This window comes from Vibrio cholerae, assembly GCF_008369605.1.
In the GTDB taxonomy this organism is placed as follows: Bacteria; Pseudomonadota; Gammaproteobacteria; order Enterobacterales; family Vibrionaceae; genus Vibrio; species Vibrio cholerae.
On sequence record NZ_CP043556.1, the window covers coordinates 973,075 to 994,374 of the forward strand.

Consider the following 21,300-nt stretch of genomic DNA (forward strand, 5'->3'; position numbering starts at 1 on the left):
GGCTCAATGGGACTGGAAACGCTACGCGTTGACAGTCCCTCTTGAGGCGTTTGTTATGTTGATTTAGTTTCTCATGCAAATTGTCATTTCACATTTAAAGTATTTGCCAAGCTCCTCTCTTTGCTGAGACTCTCTAACTCCATCTAGATTTCGTCTCAGAACCCCCTGCTGGAAAATGGCTTCCATGGCGTCCTCCTTAGAGTATCCTGCATAATGTAGTTTATATAATGCTTCAACCTCTTCGGTGGTATAAAATTTCCGTATATTTTCGTCAGTACACTGAACCGATTTACTTGCAGCTTTAGCAAATATTTTATTAACGTTAAGTTTCTTTTTTTCACTGTCAGAGTTCAACTGCGAATCTATGGCATTACTAAACTCCTTCATTTCTTCTGATACAGAAGAATAGAAGTTACTTTTTAGTTCATCCATCGATACCTTGTGATCAACACTATTAATGAGCTTTAGTTGCTCCTCAGTTAATAACAACTTTCCTAATTCAGACTCGCCAAGATAGTATACTGGCTTATCAGAGCCTGAGTAACACACCGTTGGAATAGGCTCTTTTCCATTATTTTTACTAGTGGGTGGTTTTCCACAAGCTTCTAATTTATCAGTATTCTTTAACATTACAGAAACCACTTCCATTTGCGTGCCGGAAGGATCAGTCATGAACCGACTTCTAACCTCCGGTGGGGTAGATTCATATATGACGTCAGCCCGACATTCGCATAGCTTTTCAGAATTCGGATATTTAATGTTACAACCAAACAAAAAGGTTTTTTTGAATGAGGTATCATTTGAACTATATTTGGACTCCCTTGGCGTGTTACTGCAAGAGGCACTAATTATTGAAACCAACAAAACAATTATTACTCTCATAAACTCATTCTCACTTAGATTTTTACTGTACTTTAAAACGCCATTTCTCAACATAACGCCCGCCTAAGGGGCTGACAACGCATACCACTAAACTCAAACACAACAACCGAAACCACCGCGGCTCAATGGGACTGGAAACGCCACGCGTTGACAGTCCCTCTTGAGGCGTTTGTTAGGCTAATACTCGACACTCCATCTTTTTTTCCTAATTACAATACTTCTAGGCGTTAAAAAGAAAGGGAAAAACTCATACATATAGGGCACCGTCTGTTTGTTACCCAATGAATCAGCCAGTTGATGTAATTTATGACACAACTCGTTTAATAGGTCATAAAATGGTTCCAACATAGAAATTATTGACCATACAACCTGATAATTTGCCTTTTCAGTAGCATGATACAGATAGTGGTACTCTGACATTAGCATTGGCTCACCATTAATATTTCGCCCCGGATAATAAGCATCAGCTTGTCCAGTTCTATCTACGTACGCAAAAGCATCCGTTTCGAGTTTTTGCCTAACATTAGGCTTTAAACCCCAAATATGATAGGAAAGTACATGAGACCACATTTTTAGAGGGTCATCATGCTTTGATGAATCTGTTATTTGGTCAAGATTGTAGTACCTAGAGCCTGTTCCAAAAGTAGATAGTACATTTAGAATCTTTTGCTGTTTATCTGTTATTTCAGTTTGTACCTCATGCTTGGACGCAACTTCGCAACATACCTTATAAAGCTCTATGATGTTGTGACCATAATTTCTTAACTGTTTGTTTGTCGGATTAGTATTTTTATTGTCTAGCTTATGTTGTAGAACAATTACAATTTTCATTAATCGTTCGAAACCAATAGACAGTTCAAACAAACCCGAGTAAAAAAAGCCTCTTCCATAATCATCGATATTTGCTCGTCGGATAGCATCTAAACCTGAGAGCAAACTCGATTTAGTTAAATGCCCTTCCTGCGACAGTAATCGATATTCTTCTTCAAAAACTAGCACAAATATACACCTATTAGCCTAACGCCCGCCTAAGGGGCTGGCAACGCATTAACACTAAACTCAAACACCACAACCGAAACCACCGCGGCTCAATGGGACTGGAAACGCCACGCGTTGACAGTCCCTCTTGAGGCGTTTGTTATGCTTAAGCTTCAACACTTTACATTTGAACCTACTCAAGAATAACCCACTGAAATCATTGACCAAACTCCGAGTTTCCTTGAATTAGAACTGGCGCAACTTTTACCTATGAACAGACCAATGCAGGCTTTCATTTAGCAACTAGGCCAATGTGGAAACCCTCTCCGACAAACTCACTCACCACGCATGGGCACAACAACTCAATGAGGCAATGATGCTGAAACTTAAAGCGACAAACATATTGCTGTTTCATTAAGTAGCGCAAAACAATGCTCAATTGCCGACAGACTTTAAGCCTGTAAGTAAAGGCACCAAACTGCTCAAAACGACTTGAGCCAGCAACATTCACCCCACGCAGACTCAACATTCCAATGAGGCAATCACTTAGAATTTACAACGCCAAACACATTGCTGCTTCATTAGGCAGCGAAAAACAATATTGAATTGCCGACAAAACCTGAATGAAATGCCAAAGGAGTCGACAACCACAACCTACTGATTTTAATGGATTAAGCATAACGCCCGCCTAAGGGGCTGGCAACGCATACCACTAAACTCAAACACAACAACCAAAACCACCGCGGTTCAATGGGACTGGAAACGCCACGCGTTGACAGTCCCTCTTGAGGCGTTTGTTATGCTTAAGCTTCAACACTTTACATTTGAACCAAACCAATAATAACCCACTGAAATCATTGGCCAAACTTCGAGTTTCTTGAATTTGAACTGGCTCATTTTTTACCTATGAACTGACCAATGCAGGCTTTCATTTAGCAACTAGGCCAATGTGGAAACCCTCTCCGACAAACTCACTCACCACGCATGGGCACAACAACTCAATGAGGCAATGATGCTGAAACTTAAAGCGACAGACACATTGCTGTTTCATTAGGCAGCGAAAAACAATGCTCAATTGCCGACAGACTTTCAGCCCATAAGTAAAGGCACCAAATTGCTCAAAGCGACTTGAGAGAGCAAAACTCACCTCGCGTGGACGCAAAAACCCAATGAGGCAATCACTCAGAATTTACAACGCCAGACACATTACCGCTTCATTAGGCAGCGACAAACAATATTGAATTGCCGACAAAACCTGAACGAAATGCCAAAGGAACTGACAATCACAACCTGCTGATTTTTATGGATTAAGCATAACGCCCGCCTAAGGGGCTGGCAACGCATAACACCAAACTCAATCACAACAACCGTAACCACCGCGGCTCAATGGGACTGGAAACGCCACGCGTTGACAGTCCCTCTTGAGGCGTTTGTTAGCTCTCTGCTTAGCGAATAGGTTACTGGAATTGTTCACCATGATTTTCTAAAGTTGCGCTGCCACACACAGCACAAACAACATATCTATCTGTTAATTCTAACGAAACGCCACCAGGTAAAGAGGCTACCGAACTACTAAAAAATCCATCTAGAAATGCTTTGAACTGCTCTCTTTTGGACTTACCGTACTTTGATGGCTTTTGTTTCATCACTTCTTTATGTTCAGTGTTCTTCCCACACTTTTCACAAAACCTTGTGCTCATACTATCTCCTGAAATATTGCTAAAAAATTTCAAATCCAGCTTGGCTTTTTGGACTCCGCGATAAACTTTGAAAGAGAGCTAACGCCCGCCTAAGGGGCTGGCAACGCATTAACACCAAACTCAATCACAACAACCGAAACCACCGCGGCTCAATGGGACTGGAAACGCCACGCGTTGACAGTCCCTCTTGAGGCGTTTGTTATAACTCAGGGCTTCCCCCCAATCCTGCGCTCAAGAGCTTTTTCTAGCTCTATAAGGTGTTCATTGTGATCCTGTACCGCATCCAAAAAGTGATAAGGTTTAGTTTTAAGTCCAGTTGCACATAATGTTGTTATTAGTGCAGAGGCACAAGCAACTCTTGCCGTTCCGTTGTTCAAACGGCTCAAAGCATCGAACAGAACCCAACCAGTATCCTTAAGAGAGCCTCTGCGTGTGACCACATCCCAAATTGTGTGGTAAGTACCGTAGTTTTCACAACGGATCATTTCAAGCAACTCTGATACAGATTTATTACTTAGATACGACCGTTCGTTAGAAGCTCGGTTTTCAATCTCTCTTTTCCAGTCCATCATAGTTGACCCGTGAGTTATAACGCCCGCCTAAGGGGCTGGCAACGCATAACACCAAACTCAAACACAACAACCGTAACCACCGCGGCTCAATGAGACTGGAAACGCTACGCGTTGACAGTCCCTCTTGAGGCGTTTGTTATGTTTATTTTGCGCCGTCATAGATTTTATTTTTAAATGATGCATCATCAAAATCCCGAATATACTCTATTAAATTAACAATATACTCTTTTACATCTTCTTTTTTCACATCATCAAATGATAGCTTTTTCACAAAAAAGACCAATCTAGACCAAGATTTAAAATGCTCTTTAGATAAATCTGCCGCCACAGGCAATAGAGCCGTGATAGCATCAACATCAATTTTGCAATGTTTTATGAAATCATCACCAACTTTTTCATACACATCATTTCCAGACAAAGCTCTAACCTCATCTCTCAGACTATTTAAAGTAGCATGATTTTCATTATGATTTTCTCCATAAAAACTGAAAGAAGTTGGAATAGAGTCAAAAGCCCTTAATTTATTAATTGTAAAAATTATATATTTTCGCAAGACACGCTCTTTATCTATTTTATTTTGATTGTCAATTCTTTCTTGCCACTTATTAAATATAGCCAATATTATTAGCAACTCTAAAAACATCCCCGTAAATTCTGGGATAAGACTTCCTTTATAATAATCAATAACAATATCGCTGTTAACAATCCCATGGCTAAGCAAATAAACTAGTATCAATAAGCAAGCCCACATAATATTGTTTTTATTTAAGAACCTCATTCTTACCTCTTAATAAACATAACGCCCGCCTAAGGGGCTGACAACGCAAACCACTAAACTCAAACACAACAACCGTAATCACCGCAGCTCAATGGGACTGGAAACGCCACGCGTTGACAGTCCCTCTTGAGGCGTTTGTTATGCTTAAGCTTCAACACTTTACATTTGAACCAACTCAAGAATAACCCACTGAAATCATTGACCAAACTTCGAATTTCATTGAATTAGAACTGGCTCAATTTTTACCTATGAACTGACCAATGTAGGCTTTCATTTAGCAACTAGGCCAATGTGGAAACCTCTCCGACAAACCAACTCACAACACATTGGCACGACAACTCAATGAGGCAATAACACTGAAAAGTACAGCAACAAACACATTGCTGTCTCATTAGGCAGCGAAAAACAATATTGAATTGCCGACAAAACCAGAACGAAATGCTAAAGGAATCGACAATCACAACCTGCTGATTTTTATGGATTAAGCATAACGCCCGCTTAAGGGGCAGCCAACGCTACTACTAACTTTCCGCATAACAGCGTAATCACCAAAACCAACGCATAGTAAAAATACCGCGCGTTGGCTGTCCATCTTAAAGCGTTTGTTATGCATTACATCCTAATGAACAGTAAAGTCTATAAAAACTGGGAGTTTCACCAAACCTGACTGGACAACCGCTATTATTGCTAAAACCACGGTTAGGAATACCATTTTCTTTTGCAATTTAACAGCTTCAATATGGCGTCTCTCTTCTTCCTCATATCGTTCAATAGTAATAAGAGCATTACCATTAACTTTATAGCTCAAATTATCGCATTCTGTTAAATCACCACTTTTAACTAGGGAATCTAAATATAATTGAAGTTTACGCTCCAGCTCATCTCCCGACGGATGTGTTACCCAACGAATAGAATATAGTTTTGTCATTAATTCGAATAAATCTATTGAATCATGCTCACGAGATAGCTGATCATCCATCATAAATCTCAATAATTCCATGCGTTTTTTTGTAATCAACTTACGCTTATTAAAAAAAGATTGATATTTAGATTCAATATAATTACACAAGTGGATTTTTGTATAAACATACTTTGATATGTGATTCCAAGAAAAGTCATAAATACTATCAAATGTAATTTCTGACAATCCATAGTAATGCGTAATCCTTACTTCCTCATTACAAAAATCATCGAGAGAAATCTCATGCTCTTGAGAATAGCTTCCATCTTGCCACCTTAAACCTTTCACACTCTTATTTTTATATTCATTTGCCACAAAAAATGGTGACTTATTCCGATCTACTGCAATGACAAAACAATTTATCTTCCTCCCCTCATCTCCAGAGCGAGGAATACAAGATTTGCAAGCATGGTTAATTAATTCTGGTAATAACCAGTTAAATAATACTTTTTTCAAAATCACATCACATTTCCCCAAATAATGCATAACGCCCGCCTAAGGGGCTGGCAACGCATTACCACTAAACTTAAACACAACAACCGAAACCACTGCGGCTCAATGGGACTGGAAACGCCACGCGTTGACAGTCCCTCTTGAGGCGTTTGTTAGTTTGCTTTCACCCAGATCGTGCGATTTAATCATTTTAAACACTTCGCACCATGAGCTATACTCTTTCAAACTTTGAGTGAGGAGCCTAGTTATGCACACACTAACAGCAAATGATGCTAAACGAAATTTTGGTGAACTTCTTCTAAGCGCACAGCGCGAACCTGTCATCATCAGCAAAAACAGTAAGAATACTGTCGTTGTCATGTCTATTAAGGACTTTGAAGAACTTGAAGCCATGAAACTCGATTATCTCAAACACTGCTTTGAGTCTGCTCAGAAAGACTTAGATAGTGGCAAAACCGTTGATGGTGCCACTTTTCTAAACACCCTTTGATTGAGCGTTTACCTCAATATGCAAAATAAACAATATAAGCTCAGCCAATTAGCCCAAGAGCACTTACTCAAGATTAAACACTACACCATTGAAAATTTCGCTGAAGCGCAGTGGCAAAAATATAAGTCGACCTTGCTTTCAGGTTTCCAAACTCTAGCGGATAACCCAGGACTAGGAAAAAGCTGTGAAGATATTTACCAAAATGGTTTTTACTTTCCAGTGGGGAAACACATGGCTTATTACACCAAAGAAGCAGACTGCATTCTCATTGTCGCGGTATTAGGGCAATCACAGCTGCCCCAAAAGCATCTCAAATGTACTAATTCAGACCTGATCTGACAGTTACCCACTTTTCGACTTGGTGCCTGTCAGATTATATCTGGGCTAGATTCTTTGTACTAATTCAGACCTGATCTGACAGTTACCCACTTTTCGACTTGGTGCCTGTCAGATTATATCTGGGCTAGATTCTTTTCAGCCCAGATTGATTTCCCATCCTTTAATGTTTCTATCGGCGTTCTGCCACAGCACATTTTTCCTTGATGAGTACGGTGATTGTTGTAGTAGTCCATCCATTCGTCCAGATCTTTCTGCAACTCTTCGATAAAACCATACAGTTTCTTTCTGAATGTCACTTGGTAGAACTCATTCAATATGGTCTTGTGGAAGCGCTCGCAGATACCATTTGTTTGTGGTGACATCGCTTTAGTTTTCGTGTGGTCGATATCATTAATGGCTAGGTAGAGCTGGTAATCGTGCTGTTCAACACGACCACAGTATTCAGTGCCTCGGTCAGTCAAGATTCGCAGCATTGGCAGTTCATGCGCCTCAAAGAACGGTAGAACCTTATCATTCAACATATCCGCTGCTGTGATTGGTGTTTTCGTTGTGTAGAGCTTGGCAAAGGCGACTTTACTGTAGGTATCAACGAAGGTTTGTTGATAGATGCGCCCAACACCTTTCAAGTTGCCAACATAGAACGTGTCTTGAGAGCCGAGATAACCTGGATGCGCTGTTTCTATCTCACCACAAGCCTCATCATCGTGCTTCTTACGCTCAAGAGCCGCGACTTGCTCGTCCGTTAGGATAATACCGTTCTCTGCGACCTGTTTCTCCAGTGCGATAAGACGTTTCTTGAAGTTCTCTAGGTCATTGCGAAGCCAGATTGAGCGTACGCCACTTGGAGAGATAAACACCCCCAGTTTACGTAATTCATTACTCGTTCTAACTTGTCCATGAGCTGGGAAGTCGATGGCGTATTTGATAACGGCTTGCTCAGTTTCACTATCAACACGGTTCTTTAAGTTCGGTGCTCTTCGGCTCTGGTTAATCAGAGCATCAATACCGCCCGTCTCAACCAACTCTTGATAACGGTAGAAAGTATCTCTTGATACCCCCATAACCTTACAGGCTCTAGATACATTACCGAGTTCTTCTGCAAGATTGAGAAGGCCCGCTTTGTGTTTGATGATTGGATTGCTAGTATGAAGCATGAGAGTTACCTCTTTTTGTCTTTGACTAGTGATTAAGCACCTTTAATCAAAGTGGGTAACTCTCTTCTTTTCAAATTGAAGTGTCAGATCTAGTCGGAACTAATACAATTTAAAGGAACAACACCTATCACATGAACCCCTTGTTCCTTTGGTAATGATTCTCAATAATCTCTCTGTAATCAATTTTGAGCGTTTTTATTAATTTGTGGCTTGTTAGTTATGGCATATCGTCTTGGGCTTGTTTTGGAGCCTAAATAGGCGGCTAAATTGGCAAGCCTTTGCTTTGATACTGTATCTGTATATTTTTCTCGGTCAAATGGACGTTGCTTTGTTGTAATTTGGTTCTCACATGTGTATTTGGCGAGCACTTTGTTAAGCAATTTCAAATCAAGTTCGGCAGAGGTGAGAATTTGAATGTATCCGACCACACCATATTTGAACTGATGTTTTAATCTCAGCACCCAAATCATAGTGATACTTTTGAATGCAGCACTGACAGGTTTTTTAATCTTCTGCATCAAATCATTGAACTCAATGGCTTCATCAAAGTTGTTATAAAATATCGCTGTCTGATGTGTTGGCTTAATATCTTTGATGTTACTTATGAGCTTACGTTTGGTTTTATTATGTGCTGATTCTGTCATAGTTTATACTCCAATAATCATATATCTCTATATCCTTATAACTTCACTTCAATATGTGAGGCTTATCGTGTGATTAATGGTGCATAAGTTGTTGATTTACAGCTATTATGCAACTGTGATTTTGGTCGAGCAAAGGGCTGAGAATCACGAAAATCGGATAGTAGTGCGGTGAGAATCACACTAAAACTTAGACACTGCACCTAACAAACAGCTCAAGTGGACTGCCAACACGTGGCATCTTTGGTACGGTTAGCATCAGTGATTACGGTTGTTAATGTTGAGTGTGGCTGTGTGTTGTCAGCCCCTTAGCTGGGCGTTAGCTTCTTAAAGGCTGGAATCATCAAAATCCAAACTCAATCGTTCTGAACAATCAGCTTTTAGCGTTCAAATTGCACAAGTTGGCTTTCGAGTTTGTCGGATTCTGACTTGGTAGAAAGTGTTGAATGCTCAGCAGTTTCAAAGTCGCTGAAACCCATCAAGTTTCGATACTTCAATGTTGTTGGATGCTCCACACGGAAAGTTTCGTTTCACAAAGGCTGCATTGTCGCTGAAATCGCGCTTTCTTTGTCGGAAATTCGGTAAGTGGCCAACTTAACCATCGCTGCGAGTTTTGGTTGCTCACTTCACAGCTTTTGGTGTTGGACGTGTGTTTGAGTAATGCTTTTGCGTAAAATGCATTTCAAGCAAATTTGTTTAAAAATCATTGGTAAACAATGGGCTACGAAGCTAACAAACGCCTCAAAGGGACTGCCAACGCGTGGCGTTTTCAGTCCCATTGAGCCGCGTGGTTACGGTTGTTGTGTTTGAGTTTAGTGGTAATGCGTTGCCAGCCCCTTAGGCGGGCGTTATGCTTAATCCATAAAAATCAGTTGGTTGTGTTATCGATTTCTTTGGCATTTCGTTCAGGTTTTGTCGGCAATTCAATATTGTTTGTCGCTGCCTAATGAAGCGGCAGTGTATCTGGCGCTGTAAATTCTGAGTTATTGCCTCATTGGGTTTTTGAGTCCACGCGAGGTGAGTCTTGCTCTCTCAAGTCGCTTTGAGCAGTTTGGTGCCTTTACTTATAGGCTTAAAGTTTGTCGGCAATTGAGCATTGTTTTGCGCTGCCTAATGAAACGGCAATGTGTCTGTCGCTGTAAATTTCAGTGTCATTGCCTCATTGAGTTGTTGTGCTCATGCGTGGTGAGTTGGTTTGTCGGAGAGGGTTTCCACATTGGCTGATTTGTAGGATGAAACTCTGCATTGGTCAGTTCATATGATAGGTAAAATTTGAGTCAGTTCTAACTCAAGGAAATTCGAAGTTTGGTCAATGATTTCAGTGAGTTATTCTTGATTTGGTTCAAGTGTAAAGTGTTGAAGCTTAAGCATAACAAACGCCTCAAAGGGACTGCCAACGCGTGGCGTTTCCAGTCCCAATGAGCCGCAGTGGTTACGGTTGGTGTGTTTGAGTTTTGTGGTATGCGTTGTCAGCCCCTTAGGCGGGCGTTATGTGTTTTCCTAGAAAATGGAGTTTCTGATGAAAATTAGTCACCTTGATCATTTGGTTCTGACTGTTGCAGATATTCCAACAACAACGAACTTTTATGAAAAAGTGTTGGGCATGAAAGCTGTTAGTTTTGGCGCTGGTCGGATTGCTCTAGAGTTTGGTCATCAGAAGATCAATCTTCATCAACTCGGTAATGAGTTTGAACCTAAAGCCCAAAATGTCAGAGTTGGGAGCGCAGATTTGTGCTTTATTACCGACACAGTTCTGTCTGATGCGATGAAGCATGTGGAGGATCAAGGTGTGACTATCATGGAGGGGCCTGTAAAACGTACAGGTGCACAAGGTGCAATCACATCATTCTATTTCAGAGACCCTGATGGGAATCTTATTGAAGTATCAACGTATTCAAACACATAACAAACGCCTCAAGAGGGACTGTCAACGCGTGGCGTTTCCAGTCCCAATGAGCCGCGGTGGTTGCAGTTGTTGTGTTTGAGTTTAGTGGTAATGCGTTGTCAGCCCCTTAGGCGGGCGTTATGTGACAAGGAGTCACAATGAAAATTGCTGTTGTTTTAGGGACTTCTAAATCTGACGGAAATACTCGTAAATTGGTTGAAGTATTTCAAGCAAGCACAGATACAACGCTATTCGATTTATCGGACTATGCGATTTCCTTTTACGATTATGAGCATATGAATCGAAATGATGACTTTATCCATTTAATCAATAAATTGGTTGAGTTTGACCATCTGGTTTTTGCCTCACCTGTTTATTGGTATTCAATGTCCGCGCAACTAAAAGTGTTCTTCGATCGTCTTTCAGACTTACTAACAATCGAAAAAGAGCTCGGTCGATGCTTAAAGGGTAAGTCAGTTTCGGTAATATCAACGGGCTTTAACAAAGCATGTCCCAGTTGCTTTTCAGAGCCTTTTCAACTGACTGCAGACTATCTTGGGCTTGTTTACAAAGGTTGTACGTATGTATCGGTCCAATCTGAAGATGACCTAAGTAAACTAAAAGAGACAACTAGACAAGCGTTGGAAATTGTCACATAACAAACGCCTCAAGCGGGACTGTCAACGCGTGGCGTTTCCAGTCCAATTGAGCCGCGGTGGTTGCAGTTGTTGTGATTGAGTTTAGTGTTATGCGTTGCCAGCCCCTTAGGCGGGCGTTAGGCACCACTTGGAGGGTGCAATGCCAGTACTTGCCTAATCGAGAAACTAAAGACGAAGGAGAAAAGCAATGGGAAAATTTTTAGTAGGACTGCTGCTGGCCATAGTAGTTGCGGGGGCTCAAGCGGCAGATACATTTCCTGAACCATTTGGGTTGTCATGGGGAATGTCTGAGGCTGGATTGAAAAAGTTGGGATTTACGCAAGTAAGTGATGCCAATGGACTTAGAATTTTCTCCTCGGTCTCTGTGCCTAAGGCTTGGTCCAAAGCAGAAAACTATGTGGCCGTCACCTACAAGGGAAGACTTGTAAAGGTGGCGGCAATGTCTACGGACTTTACAGATGATATCTATGGCTCAAAGGGCAAGTCTAACTACGAACAAGTCAAAAGCCTTCTCACGAAAAAGTACGGTTCGCCCTCTACGCACTATGAGAGAGTGGGCGGCGATCTTTACGACGATGCTGATGAGTTTTATCAATGCCTAGATTATTCTGGTTGTGGGGCGTATCTATCAATTTTTGATTACGCAGGTGGCGTGATTTCTGTCCAACTTAAGGGCAAGCGACGCGGTGAGGGATTCTTAACAATCGGGTATGAAAGCCCTCAGTTCTTGATGGCGAAGAAGGAAATTGAGAACGGTGATCTTCAATCAGATGCCGATGCATTCTAGTTGATCAGGAGATAGGGGAATGGACATGATAAAAAAAGTCATCATTATAGGAATGGCATCTATATCGTTTGCTGCATTCGGAGGACAACTTAAAGCTGAAGAAAAATCCGTGTTGGCAAATGATTCGAGAAACACAAGCGTTGATTTTAACTTGTTCAAGTCTGGGAAGGATCTGAGATTTTGCGTCAATAACTTATCGGGAGAAGGTAGTGCAATGGATGTCTTTCGGATACTTCTACAGACTGCTGATCTTCTCAAAGAGAATAACTACGAGAAAGTAGAACTTTGCTTCCGAAATAAAACAAAATTTGTTTTGGGTGGCGATGATTTCAAAGTCATTGGGGAGGAATTTGGTGAGCAAAACCCTATGTACACAATTCGTACTTTTCCAGAAAAGCTAACTTTGCTCGATGGCACCAAAGCATACGAGACGCACAACGGTGGCGCTTTGTATTTGATGCGAGTTCAAATGGCTGACTTCCAGGACATGAATGGCAACTGGTTCATGAACGATTTAGTTTCCGAAATGAAAGCCGAAAAAGAAGCCAAGCGGCCTAAGGAATTTGCCCCAGATGAAGATGTGTTTTAGCTGGGGAGAGGTGGCGCCTAACAAAGCATTTAAGAGGGACTCACAACGCGTGGCATTTTCGCCATGCGTTTGTTTTTGTGATGAATGTGCTATGCATTGAGTGCTTTTGTGCGTTGTTCGCCCCTTAATGCGGCGTTATGTGCCTTTCCTGTGAAGCAAACAACATTATGTGCAACCATTGACTTATAGAATGGCTAAAAATTCATATTTTAGAGGGTGTTATGGTTTTTAGTAGCAAAGTTAAATTGGTAATTTCAGCTGTAGCTATAGCGCTGTCTTCGCTTTTACTGTCTCTTGATATGTTTGGTGTCATTCCATTTCTGGTTCTAGTTGTGTCATTTTTCACCCTAATTATTCAAGGCGGGCTGTGCCTTCTTGGGTACAAGGATGGTGACATTTTCGATGCTTATCAAGATCTAGAGAGAACGGAAGCGACGGCATTGACGAATCTGTTCAAAGATAAAAAGGATTGTGAAAAACATTAGCCACGGCACATAACAAACGCTTCAAGAGGGACAGCCAACGCGCGGCATTTTTACTATGCGTTGGTTTTTGTGGTTACGTTGTTATGCGGAAAGTTGGTCGTGGCGTTGGCTGCCCCTTAAGCGGGCGTTATGTGCTTTAGTCAAATAAGTGATTTGAGGTTATAAGTTGAATAAAATCTATCGATGGGCAATTAAGAAAATATTGTCTAAACCAGCACCGGAAAGGGTTCCTCGTACTGGTGATAAGGCTAAGGATGTTGATTGCTATGTAATGTATATCAGAGCACATGATGATTCTTGGAGCATGTTGGCTGATGGAATTAATGATAAAGGCATTACCGGACGCAAATGGGCTGGTGAAGGCTACACTGAGCAATCAATAGTAAATTTTGACGAAATTGAGAATTCTAAATTCGAAATTACTCATTTTTACAAAATATATGACATTCAGTATTTCAGTTTAAATAGCTACATTTTAAAAAGCTTGTTTCGATATGATCAACTAAAAATTCAGAGCAATAATACAGCTCAAGTTTTTTATAACCGTAAAGAACTTACGCGTTCGGAAAGAATGGCAGCTCTTCAACTTATTCTAGAAAAAACTGTTGATGATAATACGTTTTCAATAACTCCCTATAAGTTGTCAAACCTATTGTATACAGAGCGATGGTATTATCATCCTGATCGGGAACGTAACTATAATTATAATGTTCTGCTTCTGGATTCATTAGTAGCAAGCAATGATCTTATAAAAGAAAAATATGGCTATAAATTATCTTGCTATGCAATGGTTTCATTGTCTCAATTTGAACAAGACGAAAGAAAACATAAAGAAACTCTCAAACAATCAAAAGCAATGAGTTGGTTGACTTTTGTCTTAATAATTGTAGGCCTTATGCAGGCGTATATTGCTTTTACAAATGGTTAACCACGCACATAACAAACGCCTCAAGAGGGACTGTCAACGCGTGGCGTTTCCAGTCCCAATGAGCCGCGGTGGTTGCAGTTGTTGTGTTTGAGTTTAGTGGCATGCGTTGCCAGCCCCTTAGGCGGGCGTTAGCTTCTTAAAGGCTGTAATCATCAAAATCTAAGTTCATTTGTTGTGAAAAATCAGCTTTTAGCGCTCAAATTTCACAACTTAACTTTCGAGTTTTTCTGATGCTGACTTGGTAGAAAGTGTTGAATGTTCAGCAGTTTCAAAGTTGCAGAAAGCCATCAAACCTCGATGCTTCAACGCTGTTGGATGTTCAACATTCAAAGTTTGGTTTCGAAAATGGCTTCATCATAGCTGAAATTATGCTTTCTTTGTCGCGGACTCTTAACCGTGGCCAGCTTAACCTTAAATGCTTTGAGTTTTGGCTGTTTACTTCACAGCTTTTGGTGTTGGACGTGTGTTTGCATGATGCTTTTGCGTAAAATGCCTTTCAAGAAAAGTGGTTAAAAATCATTTTGAAACAATAGGCTAGGAAGCTAACAAACGCCTCAAGAGGGACTGTCAATGCGCGGCGTTTCCAGTCCCATTGAGCCGCGGTGGTTACAGTTGTTGTGATTGAGTTTAGTGTTAATGCGTTGCCAGCCCCTTAGGCGGGCGTTAGCTGAATAGTAGTAATCAATCAGGTGTGGTGGTAGTGGAATCTTTATCAAAAATTGACGTGGAAGACTTATTTGTTGCCTTATCTGCTATCTCTGCGTTTGCCGCAGCAGTAGCTGCGTGGATTTCTTTCAAAGTATCAAGGGATTCGCTTACGTTTCAAAAGAAATTTGCTAGTAACCAAGCAGTATCAGTTCAGTTAAACAGTATCTTAAATTTGCTCATAAATATAAGGCTTGTTTTGTGTGATGTTTATGGCTCGACAGATTCGGAGTTTAGTCGTATTGAGTCGACCTTCGGAGAGCTTCAAAAACAAATTAAATCTCTTTCTTATCAAACTCAATTGCCACAAGAATTGTTGAAATTGAAAGACAAGACAACGGTTGCACAGTTGACTGAAAATGAAATGGAAGTTGCTACTATTGCTATTCGAAGAAAAATTGAGGTACTTTGGAAGTAATTCAGCTAACAAACGCCTCAAGAGGGACTGTCAACGCGCGGCGTTTCCAGTCCCAATGGGCTGCGGTGGTTTCGGTTGTTGTATTTGAGTTTAGTGTCATGCGTTGTCAGCCCCTTAGGCGGGCGTTATGCGCCTAACATAAAAAATCAGCCACATTTGCAAAATTTAAAAGGATAGAAATTGAGCAAGGTAATTCTAAAAGGCTTCATTGTTGTGCCCAAAGCAGAGCTAACTGCTGTTATCAATGAGCTAGACAATCATATTCGTTTCACGAGATTAGAAGATGGTTGTCTGATTTTTGAAGTCACGCAAAACGAAGAAAACCCATATCGATTCGATGTGTATGAAGAGTTTAGAGATCAAGCTGCTTTTGATAAGCATCAGCTAAGAGTTAAATCTTCTACGTGGGGTAAAGTTTCCGCTAATGTTGAACGTAATTATGAAGTTACGGTGAGTTGCGCATAACAAACGCCTCAAGAGGGACTGTCAACGCGTGGCGTTTCCAGTCCCATTGAGCCGCGGTGATATCGGTTGTTGTGTTTGAGTTTGGTTGTAATGCGTTGCCAGCCCCTTAGGCGGGCGTTATAAGCCAAGGAGAAATTGTGGTTACATTTAGGGAAATGGATATTTCCGATTACAACGAAGTGATTGCTTTATGGGCTACTACTGAAAACTTATCCCTCAGAGATGCCGATTCTCGGCCAAACATCGAAGCTTATTTGAAAAGAAATCAAGGTTTAAGCTTTGTCGCAGTTTCAGATTCTCTTGTGCTTGGCGCTGTTTTGGTTGGTACAGACGGTAGGCGAGGTTACGTACAACATCTGGCGGTTTCATCTGACTTCCGAGGCCAAGGGATTGGTAAGTCTTTAATTCAAAAAGCGACAGATGCACTATCAAGAATAGGCATTTCTAAGACGCATTTGTTTGTGTTGATTGAGAATGTTGCGGCACAGGACTTCTATACCAAGTTAGATTGGTACCCGAGAGATGAAATCCGAATGTTTTCGTACAACAGTTCGAGTAACCCAGAAGTCTAGGGTTCGGGCTTATAACAAACGCCTCAAGAGGGACTGTCAACGCGCGGCGTTTCCAGTCCCATTGAGCCGCGGTGGTTGCAGTTGTTGTGTTTGAGTTTAGTGGTATGCGTTGCCAGCCCCTTAGGCGGGCGTTATGCCTCAGAGGAGGGCACAATGGGCATTTTTGATATGTTCAAGAAAAAAACAAAAATAAATGGAATGATAAAATACCTAAAGTTAGAAGATTGGTGGCTGAATGAGTTGAATGATGAAGAACGTCGAATCATTCTGAGCACATACTCTCCAATCGGTAGTGAAAGCTCGATAATTGATGGTGAAATATGCCGTAGTAATCAAACACCGCTGCATTTTTTCTGGGGGCTAATCGGCTGGTTCAACAAACCAGATCTAAGGCACGTTGCTTATAAATTAATTGCTAAAGCTGAAACTTTGATTAATGAGCAATCAGAACCTTTAGATATACATTTTCTTTATGGCGCAAAATTGGATGTTTGCTATAGAGATCGAGACTTACGCCCAAATGGTCTTGAGCTTGCTATTCAAGCTTGCGAGCAACAAATTGAAAATGCCCCCTTCGCTGCGACAGTGTTCATTGAGAAACATGGCGGTAATCTACCAGCCCATAAAGGTTATCGCCAGTTAGCAATAGTCCTAGAAAAACAAAAACGCTACGGTGAGGTGGTTTCTTTGTGTGAAAAAGCCAAATCTCAAGGTTGGGCTGGTGACTGGGATAAACGTATAGATCGCTGTAAAAAGCGTTCAAAGGCATAACAAACGCCTCAAGAGGGACTGTCAACGCGTGGCGTTTCCAGTCCCATTGAGCCGCAGTGGTTACGGTTGTTGCGTTTGAGTTTAGTGTTATGCGTTGCCAGCCCCTTAGGCGGGCGTTAGCTGTATACGATGAACAAGGAAGTAATGTGGTAGAAAACTATGAGACTCAATTTGTCACTTTCGTCGAGTCTGAAATGGAGCAAGATTTGGCGCATGACTTAAACCATGTATTTCGTGTTGTCAAAACGGCCAAACTGCTGAGCAAAATTGAAGGTGCGATGCTTGAGGTAGTTTTACCTGCAGCGTATCTCCACGATTGTTTTTCATTTCCCAAGAATCATCCTAACAAAGCTGAAAGCTCTCGTATTGCAGCAGATAAGGCACTGGAGTTTCTCAATGAGATTGGTTATCCGAATGAATATCACGACGCTATAAAGCACGCAATTATTGCTCATAGTTTTAGCGCCAAGGTTCAACCTGATACGCTTGAAGCAAAGGTTGTACAGGACGCTGATAGACTCGATGCTCTAGGTGCAATTGGGATTGCTCGTTGCATTCAGGTGAGCACAAATTTAGGCGTGGGTTTATATGATGCAACTGACCCCTTTTGCGGTACACGTGAGCTGAATGATCGAGTGAATACGGTAGATCATTTCTACACTAAGCTATTTAAATTGCCTGAAATAATGCATACAGCGTCAGCAAAGGTAGAGGCTGAAAAGAGAATGAAATTTATGAAAGCTTACTTAATTCAGTTGGGAATGGACATCGAGCCATACAGCTAACAAACGCCTCAAGAGGGACTGTCAACGCGTGGCGTTTCCAGTCCCATTGAGCCGCGGTGGTTACGGTTGTTGTGTTTGAGTTTTGTGTTATGCGTTGCCAGCCCCTTAGGCGGGCGTTAGCTTCTTAAAGGCTGGAATCATCAAAGTCCAACTCAATTGTTCTGAAAAAGCTGTTTTTAGCGTTCAAATTTCACAACTTGGCTGGCGAGATTTTCTGATGCCGATTTGGTCGAGCGTGTTGAAAGTTCATTGGTTTCAAAGTCGCGGAAAACCATCAAACCTCGATGCTTAAATGTTGTTGGATACTCAACTCGGAAAGTTTGGTTTCACAAAGGCTGCATCATCGCTGAAAGTATTCTTCTTTGTCGCGGACTCTTAAACGTGGTCAACTTAGCCTTGACCGTTTTGAGTTTTGGCAGCCAACTTCACAGCTTTTGGCGTTGGACGTGTGTTTGAGTGATGCTTTTGCGTAAAATGCATTTCAAGCAAATGTGTCTAAAAATTCATTGTTAAACAATGGGCTACGAAGCTAACAAACGCCTCAAAGGGACTGTCAACGCGTGGCGTTTCCAGTCCCAATGAGCTGCGGTGGTTACAGTTGTTGTGTTTGAGTTTAGTTGTTATGCGTTGTCAGCCCCTTAGGCGGGCGTTAGCTTAAAACAATAAAAATCAATTGTTTGCAGCCTGTTTTTTCTTCCTCTGGCCATTCGTTCAGGTTTCTCGGCAAGTCAGCATTGTTTGCCAGCGCAAGTCTTGAGCAGTTGCCTCAATTGAGTTTTGGGTTGCGCGAGGTGAGCCAGTTTGCGGCAAAGTCGCTTTGGAAGTCTTGCTTTCGTTTTGAGTTTTCCGAAAGTGAGCTATCAAAATTTACAGGTTTCAAAGCCAATGGACAGTCACAAAGTTTGAGTCAATTCGGGTTTCAAAACTTAGGTTGTTTGCGGGTTTTGCAAATCAGGTTAATCTAGGGCTTAGTAAATCTAAGGTGCTGAAATTTAAGCTAACAAACTGCTTAAGAGGGATTCGCAATGCGTGGCATTTTTGGCATGCGGTGGGTTTCGTGATTCAGGCGGTGTGCGGTAGCTTTCGCAGTGCATTGCTCACCCCTTAGCAGGGCGTTAGCTTTTTGAAGCAAGGGTTATCAAAATCTTGAGTTCAATGCTCTTGAAAAATCAGCTTCATGCTTTGAAAGTTCACGAATCAGCCTTTGCGTTTCAGTCGGATATTTAAGTAGCAGAAAGCGTTGATAATTCAACAATTTCAAAGTTGCTGAAAGCCAACAAGTCTCGATGCTTCAAAGTTGTTCGATGTTCAACACTGCCAACTTGGTTTCACAAAAGGCTGCATCGTCGCTGAAATCGCGCTTTTTTTGTCGGAAATTCGGTAAGTAGCCAACTCAACCTTGAACGCTGTGAGTTTTGACAGCTCACTTCACAGCTTTTGGCGCTGGACGTGTGTTTGCTTGATGCTTTTGCGTAAAATGACTTTCAAGCAAATGTGTTTGAAAAATCATTGCTAAACAATAGGCTACGAAGCTAACAAACGCCTCAAGAGGGACTGTCAACGCGTGGCGTTTCCAGTCCCATTGAGTCGCGGTGGTTACGGTTGCTGTGTTTGAGTTTGGTTGTTATGCGTTGTCAGCCCCTTAGGCGGGCGTTATGCGATTTTTCTGACATCATAAGAAATTAAGGATATCGAGTGGAAGTCAGTATTTTTCAGGTAGATTCGTTTACATCAGAAGTGTTTAAGGGCAATCCTGCTGGGGTATGCATTACAGAAACTAGCCTTGATGAAGCGACAATGCGAGCAATTGCTGCTGAAATGGCAGTGTCTGAAACGGCGTTTTTATCGCTGAGCACGATGCAACTGCGTTGGTTTACACCAGAAATTGAAGTGAGCCTATGTGGCCACGGTACTTTAGCTGTAGCTCATGTTTTAAAAGAGCAGGGGATTTATAAAACGGGTGATGTTCTTGAGTTTAAAACTCTATCGGGCATTTTGACTGCCCATTTAGACGAAAATAGCATCCACTTGGTTTTCCCAACTCCAATGCTTGATATGAAAGTGTCCCCAAACATAGATATGCTCAATTTCTTAGGGTTGGCACAATCAAACTTAATCGCTTACGGTCAGTTTGATAACAAGCAGATCATCGTCATTGATAATGAGTCCTTACTCAACGATCTTTCCCCAGATTTCAGCGGACTGTCAAAACTGGAGGGGCGCGGTATTTTAGTTACAACTCAGTCAGGCTCTGGTGTAGATTTTGTATCGCGTTATTTTGCGCCGTGGGTTGGAGTCAATGAGGATCCAGTGACCGGCTCTGCACATTGTGCTTTGTGTGTTTACTGGTCGAAAAGGCTTGGTAAGTTTCAGCTCAAAGGTTATCAGGCCTCAAAGAGAGGTGGTTTTGTAGATGTGGAACTACTCAATCCAAACCAAGTGAAGCTATCTGGTCAAGCTGTAACGGTCTTGTCTGGTCGAATGAAAATCGCATAACAAACGCCTCAAGAGGGACTGTCAACGCGCGGCGTTTCCAGTCCCAATGAGCCGCAGTGGTTGCAGTTGTTGTGGTTGAGTTTAGTGTTAATGCGTTGCCAGCCCCTTAGGCGGGCGTTAGTTGCTCTTTGGAAAAATCACTATGAAACATGACTTATCAGTCGATGTTAGGCCAGCACAGGAAAATGAGTTAGAGCGTGTGTTTAAGCTGGTGACTGAGCATAACGAATGGACTCGATTTAATGCTCCTTACTTTCCGTATTCTCATCCGACTTTGGCTGATTTTACTGATTCAACCTTCCAACGGTTATTGGTTGGTTCAGATATGCAGTTAGTCATTTGTAATGAATTACCCGTTGGGACGGTGAGTTGTTATTGGGAATGTGAGAAAACCCGTTGGCTTGAAGCTGGTATTGTCATTTATGACGAAAGTTATTGGGGAAAAGGGATCGCATCAATAGCATTATCTCAATGGATTTCGTATTTGTTCAAAACACAAGAAATAGAGCGTGTAGGTATGACAACATGGTCGGGAAATGATCGCATGATGTCATTAGCGACAAGGCTAGGTTTGAAGCAAGAGGCACGGCTGCGGAAAGTTCGTTATTACCAAGGGATCTATTATGACTCAGTGAAATATGGTGTGATTCGAAGCGAATGGGAAGAACGCAACTAACAAACGCCTCAAGCGGGACTGTCAACGCGCGGCGTTTCCAGTCCCAATGGGCTGCGGTGGTTACGGCTTGTTGTATTTGAGTTTAGTGTTATGCGTTGCCAGCCCCTTAGGCGGGCGTTATGTGAAGGTGT

The 21,300-nt window shown here is 41.7% G+C and carries 27 protein-coding genes and 5 pseudogenes; 21 read left to right on the top strand and 11 right to left on the bottom strand.

Annotated elements, in window-relative coordinates:
* Positions 1 to 63: 63 nt before the first annotated feature.
* The 9 genes and pseudogenes from F0316_RS18555 to F0316_RS18605 form a co-directional block, all read right to left on the bottom strand.
* On the bottom strand, positions 64 to 672 hold the full coding sequence (locus tag F0316_RS18555; protein WP_149560817.1) for a hypothetical protein: 609 nt from the start codon (positions 670 to 672) through the stop codon (positions 64 to 66).
* 387 nt (positions 673 to 1,059) lie between these two features.
* On the bottom strand, positions 1,060 to 1,881 hold the full coding sequence (locus F0316_RS18560) for a hypothetical protein (RefSeq protein WP_114773437.1): 822 nt from the start codon (positions 1,879 to 1,881) through the stop codon (positions 1,060 to 1,062).
* 271 nt (positions 1,882 to 2,152) lie between these two features.
* Positions 2,153 to 2,389: a DUF3709 domain-containing protein gene (locus F0316_RS20350; protein WP_059261233.1), complete on the bottom strand. Its 237-nt coding sequence runs from the start codon at positions 2,387 to 2,389 to the stop codon at positions 2,153 to 2,155.
* Positions 2,390 to 2,788: 399 nt separating this feature from the next.
* A complete protein-coding gene (locus F0316_RS18575; RefSeq protein WP_042990080.1) occupies positions 2,789 to 3,022 on the bottom strand; it encodes a DUF3709 domain-containing protein in 234 nt (77 codons plus the stop codon).
* A gap of 295 nt (positions 3,023 to 3,317) precedes the next feature.
* Positions 3,318 to 3,560: a hypothetical protein gene (locus F0316_RS18580; protein ID WP_149560818.1), complete on the bottom strand. Its 243-nt coding sequence runs from the start codon at positions 3,558 to 3,560 to the stop codon at positions 3,318 to 3,320.
* A 206-nt stretch (positions 3,561 to 3,766) separates the two neighbouring features.
* Positions 3,767 to 4,132: a hypothetical protein gene (locus F0316_RS18585; protein WP_000969534.1), complete on the bottom strand. Its 366-nt coding sequence runs from the start codon at positions 4,130 to 4,132 to the stop codon at positions 3,767 to 3,769.
* A gap of 142 nt (positions 4,133 to 4,274) precedes the next feature.
* The gene (locus F0316_RS18590; protein ID WP_095474051.1) at positions 4,275 to 4,910 is read right to left on the bottom strand and encodes a hypothetical protein; all 636 of its coding nucleotides are present in this window, start codon (positions 4,908 to 4,910) and stop codon (positions 4,275 to 4,277) included.
* Between the two features lie 270 nt (positions 4,911 to 5,180).
* Positions 5,181 to 5,371, bottom strand: a pseudogene (locus tag F0316_RS20110) (DUF3709 domain-containing protein).
* A gap of 158 nt (positions 5,372 to 5,529) precedes the next feature.
* Positions 5,530 to 6,333, bottom strand: coding sequence for a hypothetical protein (locus tag F0316_RS18605; protein ID WP_149560819.1), 804 nt, complete (start codon positions 6,331 to 6,333; stop codon positions 5,530 to 5,532).
* Between the two features lie 238 nt (positions 6,334 to 6,571).
* On the opposite strand from F0316_RS18605, the gene F0316_RS18610 reads away from it, so the two are divergent.
* The gene (locus tag F0316_RS18610) at positions 6,572 to 6,814 is read left to right on the top strand and encodes a type II toxin-antitoxin system Phd/YefM family antitoxin (RefSeq protein ID WP_000557292.1); all 243 of its coding nucleotides are present in this window, start codon (positions 6,572 to 6,574) and stop codon (positions 6,812 to 6,814) included.
* 18 nt (positions 6,815 to 6,832) lie between these two features.
* Positions 6,833 to 7,153, top strand: a complete 321-nt coding sequence (locus F0316_RS18615) for a type II toxin-antitoxin system RelE/ParE family toxin (RefSeq protein ID WP_172626086.1) — start codon at positions 6,833 to 6,835, stop codon at positions 7,151 to 7,153.
* A 113-nt stretch (positions 7,154 to 7,266) separates the two neighbouring features.
* On the opposite strand, the gene F0316_RS18620 is transcribed toward F0316_RS18615, so the two are convergent.
* Both F0316_RS18620 and F0316_RS18625 read right to left on the bottom strand, forming a co-directional pair.
* The gene (locus tag F0316_RS18620; protein ID WP_057569038.1) at positions 7,267 to 8,307 is read right to left on the bottom strand and encodes an IS481-like element ISVvu4 family transposase; all 1,041 of its coding nucleotides are present in this window, start codon (positions 8,305 to 8,307) and stop codon (positions 7,267 to 7,269) included.
* Between the two features lie 179 nt (positions 8,308 to 8,486).
* Complete coding sequence (locus F0316_RS18625) at positions 8,487 to 8,951, bottom strand: hypothetical protein (RefSeq protein WP_057563740.1); 465 nt, start codon at positions 8,949 to 8,951, stop codon at positions 8,487 to 8,489.
* Between the two features lie 493 nt (positions 8,952 to 9,444).
* Here F0316_RS18625 and F0316_RS20355 point away from each other — a divergent pair.
* The 19 genes and pseudogenes from F0316_RS20355 (at position 9,445) to F0316_RS18770 (ending at position 21,169) form a co-directional block, all read left to right on the top strand.
* Positions 9,445 to 9,622: pseudogene (locus F0316_RS20355) on the top strand (DUF645 family protein).
* Between the two features lie 328 nt (positions 9,623 to 9,950).
* On the top strand, positions 9,951 to 10,172 hold the full coding sequence (locus F0316_RS18640) for a DUF3709 domain-containing protein (protein WP_033839066.1): 222 nt from the start codon (positions 9,951 to 9,953) through the stop codon (positions 10,170 to 10,172).
* Between the two features lie 295 nt (positions 10,173 to 10,467).
* On the top strand, positions 10,468 to 10,854 hold the full coding sequence (locus F0316_RS18650; RefSeq protein ID WP_000703159.1) for a VOC family protein: 387 nt from the start codon (positions 10,468 to 10,470) through the stop codon (positions 10,852 to 10,854).
* 137 nt (positions 10,855 to 10,991) lie between these two features.
* Positions 10,992 to 11,492, top strand: coding sequence for a flavodoxin family protein (locus tag F0316_RS18655; RefSeq protein ID WP_000686370.1), 501 nt, complete (start codon positions 10,992 to 10,994; stop codon positions 11,490 to 11,492).
* A gap of 187 nt (positions 11,493 to 11,679) precedes the next feature.
* Complete coding sequence (locus F0316_RS18665) at positions 11,680 to 12,279, top strand: hypothetical protein (protein ID WP_119567062.1); 600 nt, start codon at positions 11,680 to 11,682, stop codon at positions 12,277 to 12,279.
* A gap of 19 nt (positions 12,280 to 12,298) precedes the next feature.
* The gene (locus F0316_RS18670; protein ID WP_149560821.1) at positions 12,299 to 12,868 is read left to right on the top strand and encodes a hypothetical protein; all 570 of its coding nucleotides are present in this window, start codon (positions 12,299 to 12,301) and stop codon (positions 12,866 to 12,868) included.
* A 221-nt stretch (positions 12,869 to 13,089) separates the two neighbouring features.
* The gene (locus tag F0316_RS18680; protein ID WP_149560822.1) at positions 13,090 to 13,353 is read left to right on the top strand and encodes a hypothetical protein; all 264 of its coding nucleotides are present in this window, start codon (positions 13,090 to 13,092) and stop codon (positions 13,351 to 13,353) included.
* 166 nt (positions 13,354 to 13,519) lie between these two features.
* Entirely contained in the window at positions 13,520 to 14,281 is a 762-nt protein-coding gene (locus tag F0316_RS18690; RefSeq protein WP_069730946.1) for a hypothetical protein, read from the top strand.
* 311 nt (positions 14,282 to 14,592) lie between these two features.
* On the top strand, positions 14,593 to 14,769 hold the full coding sequence (locus tag F0316_RS20130; protein ID WP_032475961.1) for a DUF645 family protein: 177 nt from the start codon (positions 14,593 to 14,595) through the stop codon (positions 14,767 to 14,769).
* Positions 14,770 to 14,981: 212 nt separating this feature from the next.
* Complete coding sequence (locus F0316_RS18700; RefSeq protein ID WP_149560823.1) at positions 14,982 to 15,404, top strand: hypothetical protein; 423 nt, start codon at positions 14,982 to 14,984, stop codon at positions 15,402 to 15,404.
* A 180-nt stretch (positions 15,405 to 15,584) separates the two neighbouring features.
* Positions 15,585 to 15,869 carry a putative quinol monooxygenase gene (locus tag F0316_RS18710; protein ID WP_000048762.1) on the top strand — a complete coding sequence of 95 codons (285 nt, stop codon included), beginning with the start codon at positions 15,585 to 15,587 and terminating at the stop codon, positions 15,867 to 15,869.
* A 137-nt stretch (positions 15,870 to 16,006) separates the two neighbouring features.
* Complete coding sequence (locus F0316_RS18715) at positions 16,007 to 16,441, top strand: GNAT family N-acetyltransferase (protein ID WP_149560825.1); 435 nt, start codon at positions 16,007 to 16,009, stop codon at positions 16,439 to 16,441.
* A gap of 153 nt (positions 16,442 to 16,594) precedes the next feature.
* Positions 16,595 to 17,212 (top strand): hypothetical protein, encoded by a 618-nt coding sequence (locus F0316_RS18720; RefSeq protein WP_054103946.1) that lies wholly within the window; start codon positions 16,595 to 16,597, stop codon positions 17,210 to 17,212.
* A gap of 146 nt (positions 17,213 to 17,358) precedes the next feature.
* Positions 17,359 to 17,997, top strand: a complete 639-nt coding sequence (locus tag F0316_RS18725; RefSeq protein ID WP_149560826.1) for an HD domain-containing protein — start codon at positions 17,359 to 17,361, stop codon at positions 17,995 to 17,997.
* 362 nt (positions 17,998 to 18,359) lie between these two features.
* Positions 18,360 to 18,416: pseudogene (locus tag F0316_RS20360) on the top strand (DUF645 family protein); the annotation flags it as partial.
* 878 nt (positions 18,417 to 19,294) lie between these two features.
* Positions 19,295 to 19,339: pseudogene (locus tag F0316_RS20140) on the top strand (hypothetical protein); the annotation flags it as partial.
* Positions 19,320 to 19,413 (top strand): annotated as a pseudogene (locus F0316_RS20145) (ggdef family protein); the annotation flags it as partial. The pseudogenes F0316_RS20140 and F0316_RS20145, both read left to right, overlap by 20 nt.
* A 279-nt stretch (positions 19,414 to 19,692) precedes the next feature.
* The gene (locus F0316_RS18755; RefSeq protein WP_080389385.1) at positions 19,693 to 20,493 is read left to right on the top strand and encodes a PhzF family phenazine biosynthesis protein; all 801 of its coding nucleotides are present in this window, start codon (positions 19,693 to 19,695) and stop codon (positions 20,491 to 20,493) included.
* Positions 20,494 to 20,635: 142 nt separating this feature from the next.
* Entirely contained in the window at positions 20,636 to 21,169 is a 534-nt protein-coding gene (locus F0316_RS18770) for a GNAT family N-acetyltransferase (protein ID WP_000679873.1), read from the top strand.
* Positions 21,170 to 21,300: the final 131 nt, after the last annotated feature.

Excerpts from the sequence above, each read along its gene's own strand:
- F0316_RS18625 (WP_057563740.1), bottom strand. The coding sequence starts at position 8,951 with ATGACAGAATCAGCACATAATAAAACCAAACGTAAGCTCATAAGTAAC.
- F0316_RS18720 (WP_054103946.1), top strand. The coding sequence starts at position 16,595 with ATGGGCATTTTTGATATGTTCAAGAAAAAAACAAAAATAAATGGAATG.
- F0316_RS18650 (WP_000703159.1), top strand. The coding sequence starts at position 10,468 with ATGAAAATTAGTCACCTTGATCATTTGGTTCTGACTGTTGCAGATATT.
- F0316_RS18585 (WP_000969534.1), bottom strand. The coding sequence starts at position 4,132 with ATGATGGACTGGAAAAGAGAGATTGAAAACCGAGCTTCTAACGAACGG.
- F0316_RS18580 (WP_149560818.1), bottom strand. The coding sequence starts at position 3,560 with ATGAGCACAAGGTTTTGTGAAAAGTGTGGGAAGAACACTGAACATAAA.
- F0316_RS18680 (WP_149560822.1), top strand. The coding sequence starts at position 13,090 with ATGGTTTTTAGTAGCAAAGTTAAATTGGTAATTTCAGCTGTAGCTATA.
- F0316_RS18620 (WP_057569038.1), bottom strand. The coding sequence starts at position 8,307 with ATGCTTCATACTAGCAATCCAATCATCAAACACAAAGCGGGCCTTCTC.
- F0316_RS18555 (WP_149560817.1), bottom strand. The coding sequence starts at position 672 with ATGACTGATCCTTCCGGCACGCAAATGGAAGTGGTTTCTGTAATGTTA.
- F0316_RS18670 (WP_149560821.1), top strand. The coding sequence starts at position 12,299 with ATGGACATGATAAAAAAAGTCATCATTATAGGAATGGCATCTATATCG.
- F0316_RS20350 (WP_059261233.1), bottom strand. The coding sequence starts at position 2,389 with ATGTTGAGTCTGCGTGGGGTGAATGTTGCTGGCTCAAGTCGTTTTGAG.
- F0316_RS18665 (WP_119567062.1), top strand. The coding sequence starts at position 11,680 with ATGGGAAAATTTTTAGTAGGACTGCTGCTGGCCATAGTAGTTGCGGGG.
- F0316_RS18615 (WP_172626086.1), top strand. The coding sequence starts at position 6,833 with ATGCAAAATAAACAATATAAGCTCAGCCAATTAGCCCAAGAGCACTTA.
- F0316_RS18610 (WP_000557292.1), top strand. The coding sequence starts at position 6,572 with ATGCACACACTAACAGCAAATGATGCTAAACGAAATTTTGGTGAACTT.
- F0316_RS18770 (WP_000679873.1), top strand. The coding sequence starts at position 20,636 with ATGAAACATGACTTATCAGTCGATGTTAGGCCAGCACAGGAAAATGAG.
- F0316_RS18655 (WP_000686370.1), top strand. The coding sequence starts at position 10,992 with ATGAAAATTGCTGTTGTTTTAGGGACTTCTAAATCTGACGGAAATACT.
- F0316_RS18590 (WP_095474051.1), bottom strand. The coding sequence starts at position 4,910 with ATGAGGTTCTTAAATAAAAACAATATTATGTGGGCTTGCTTATTGATA.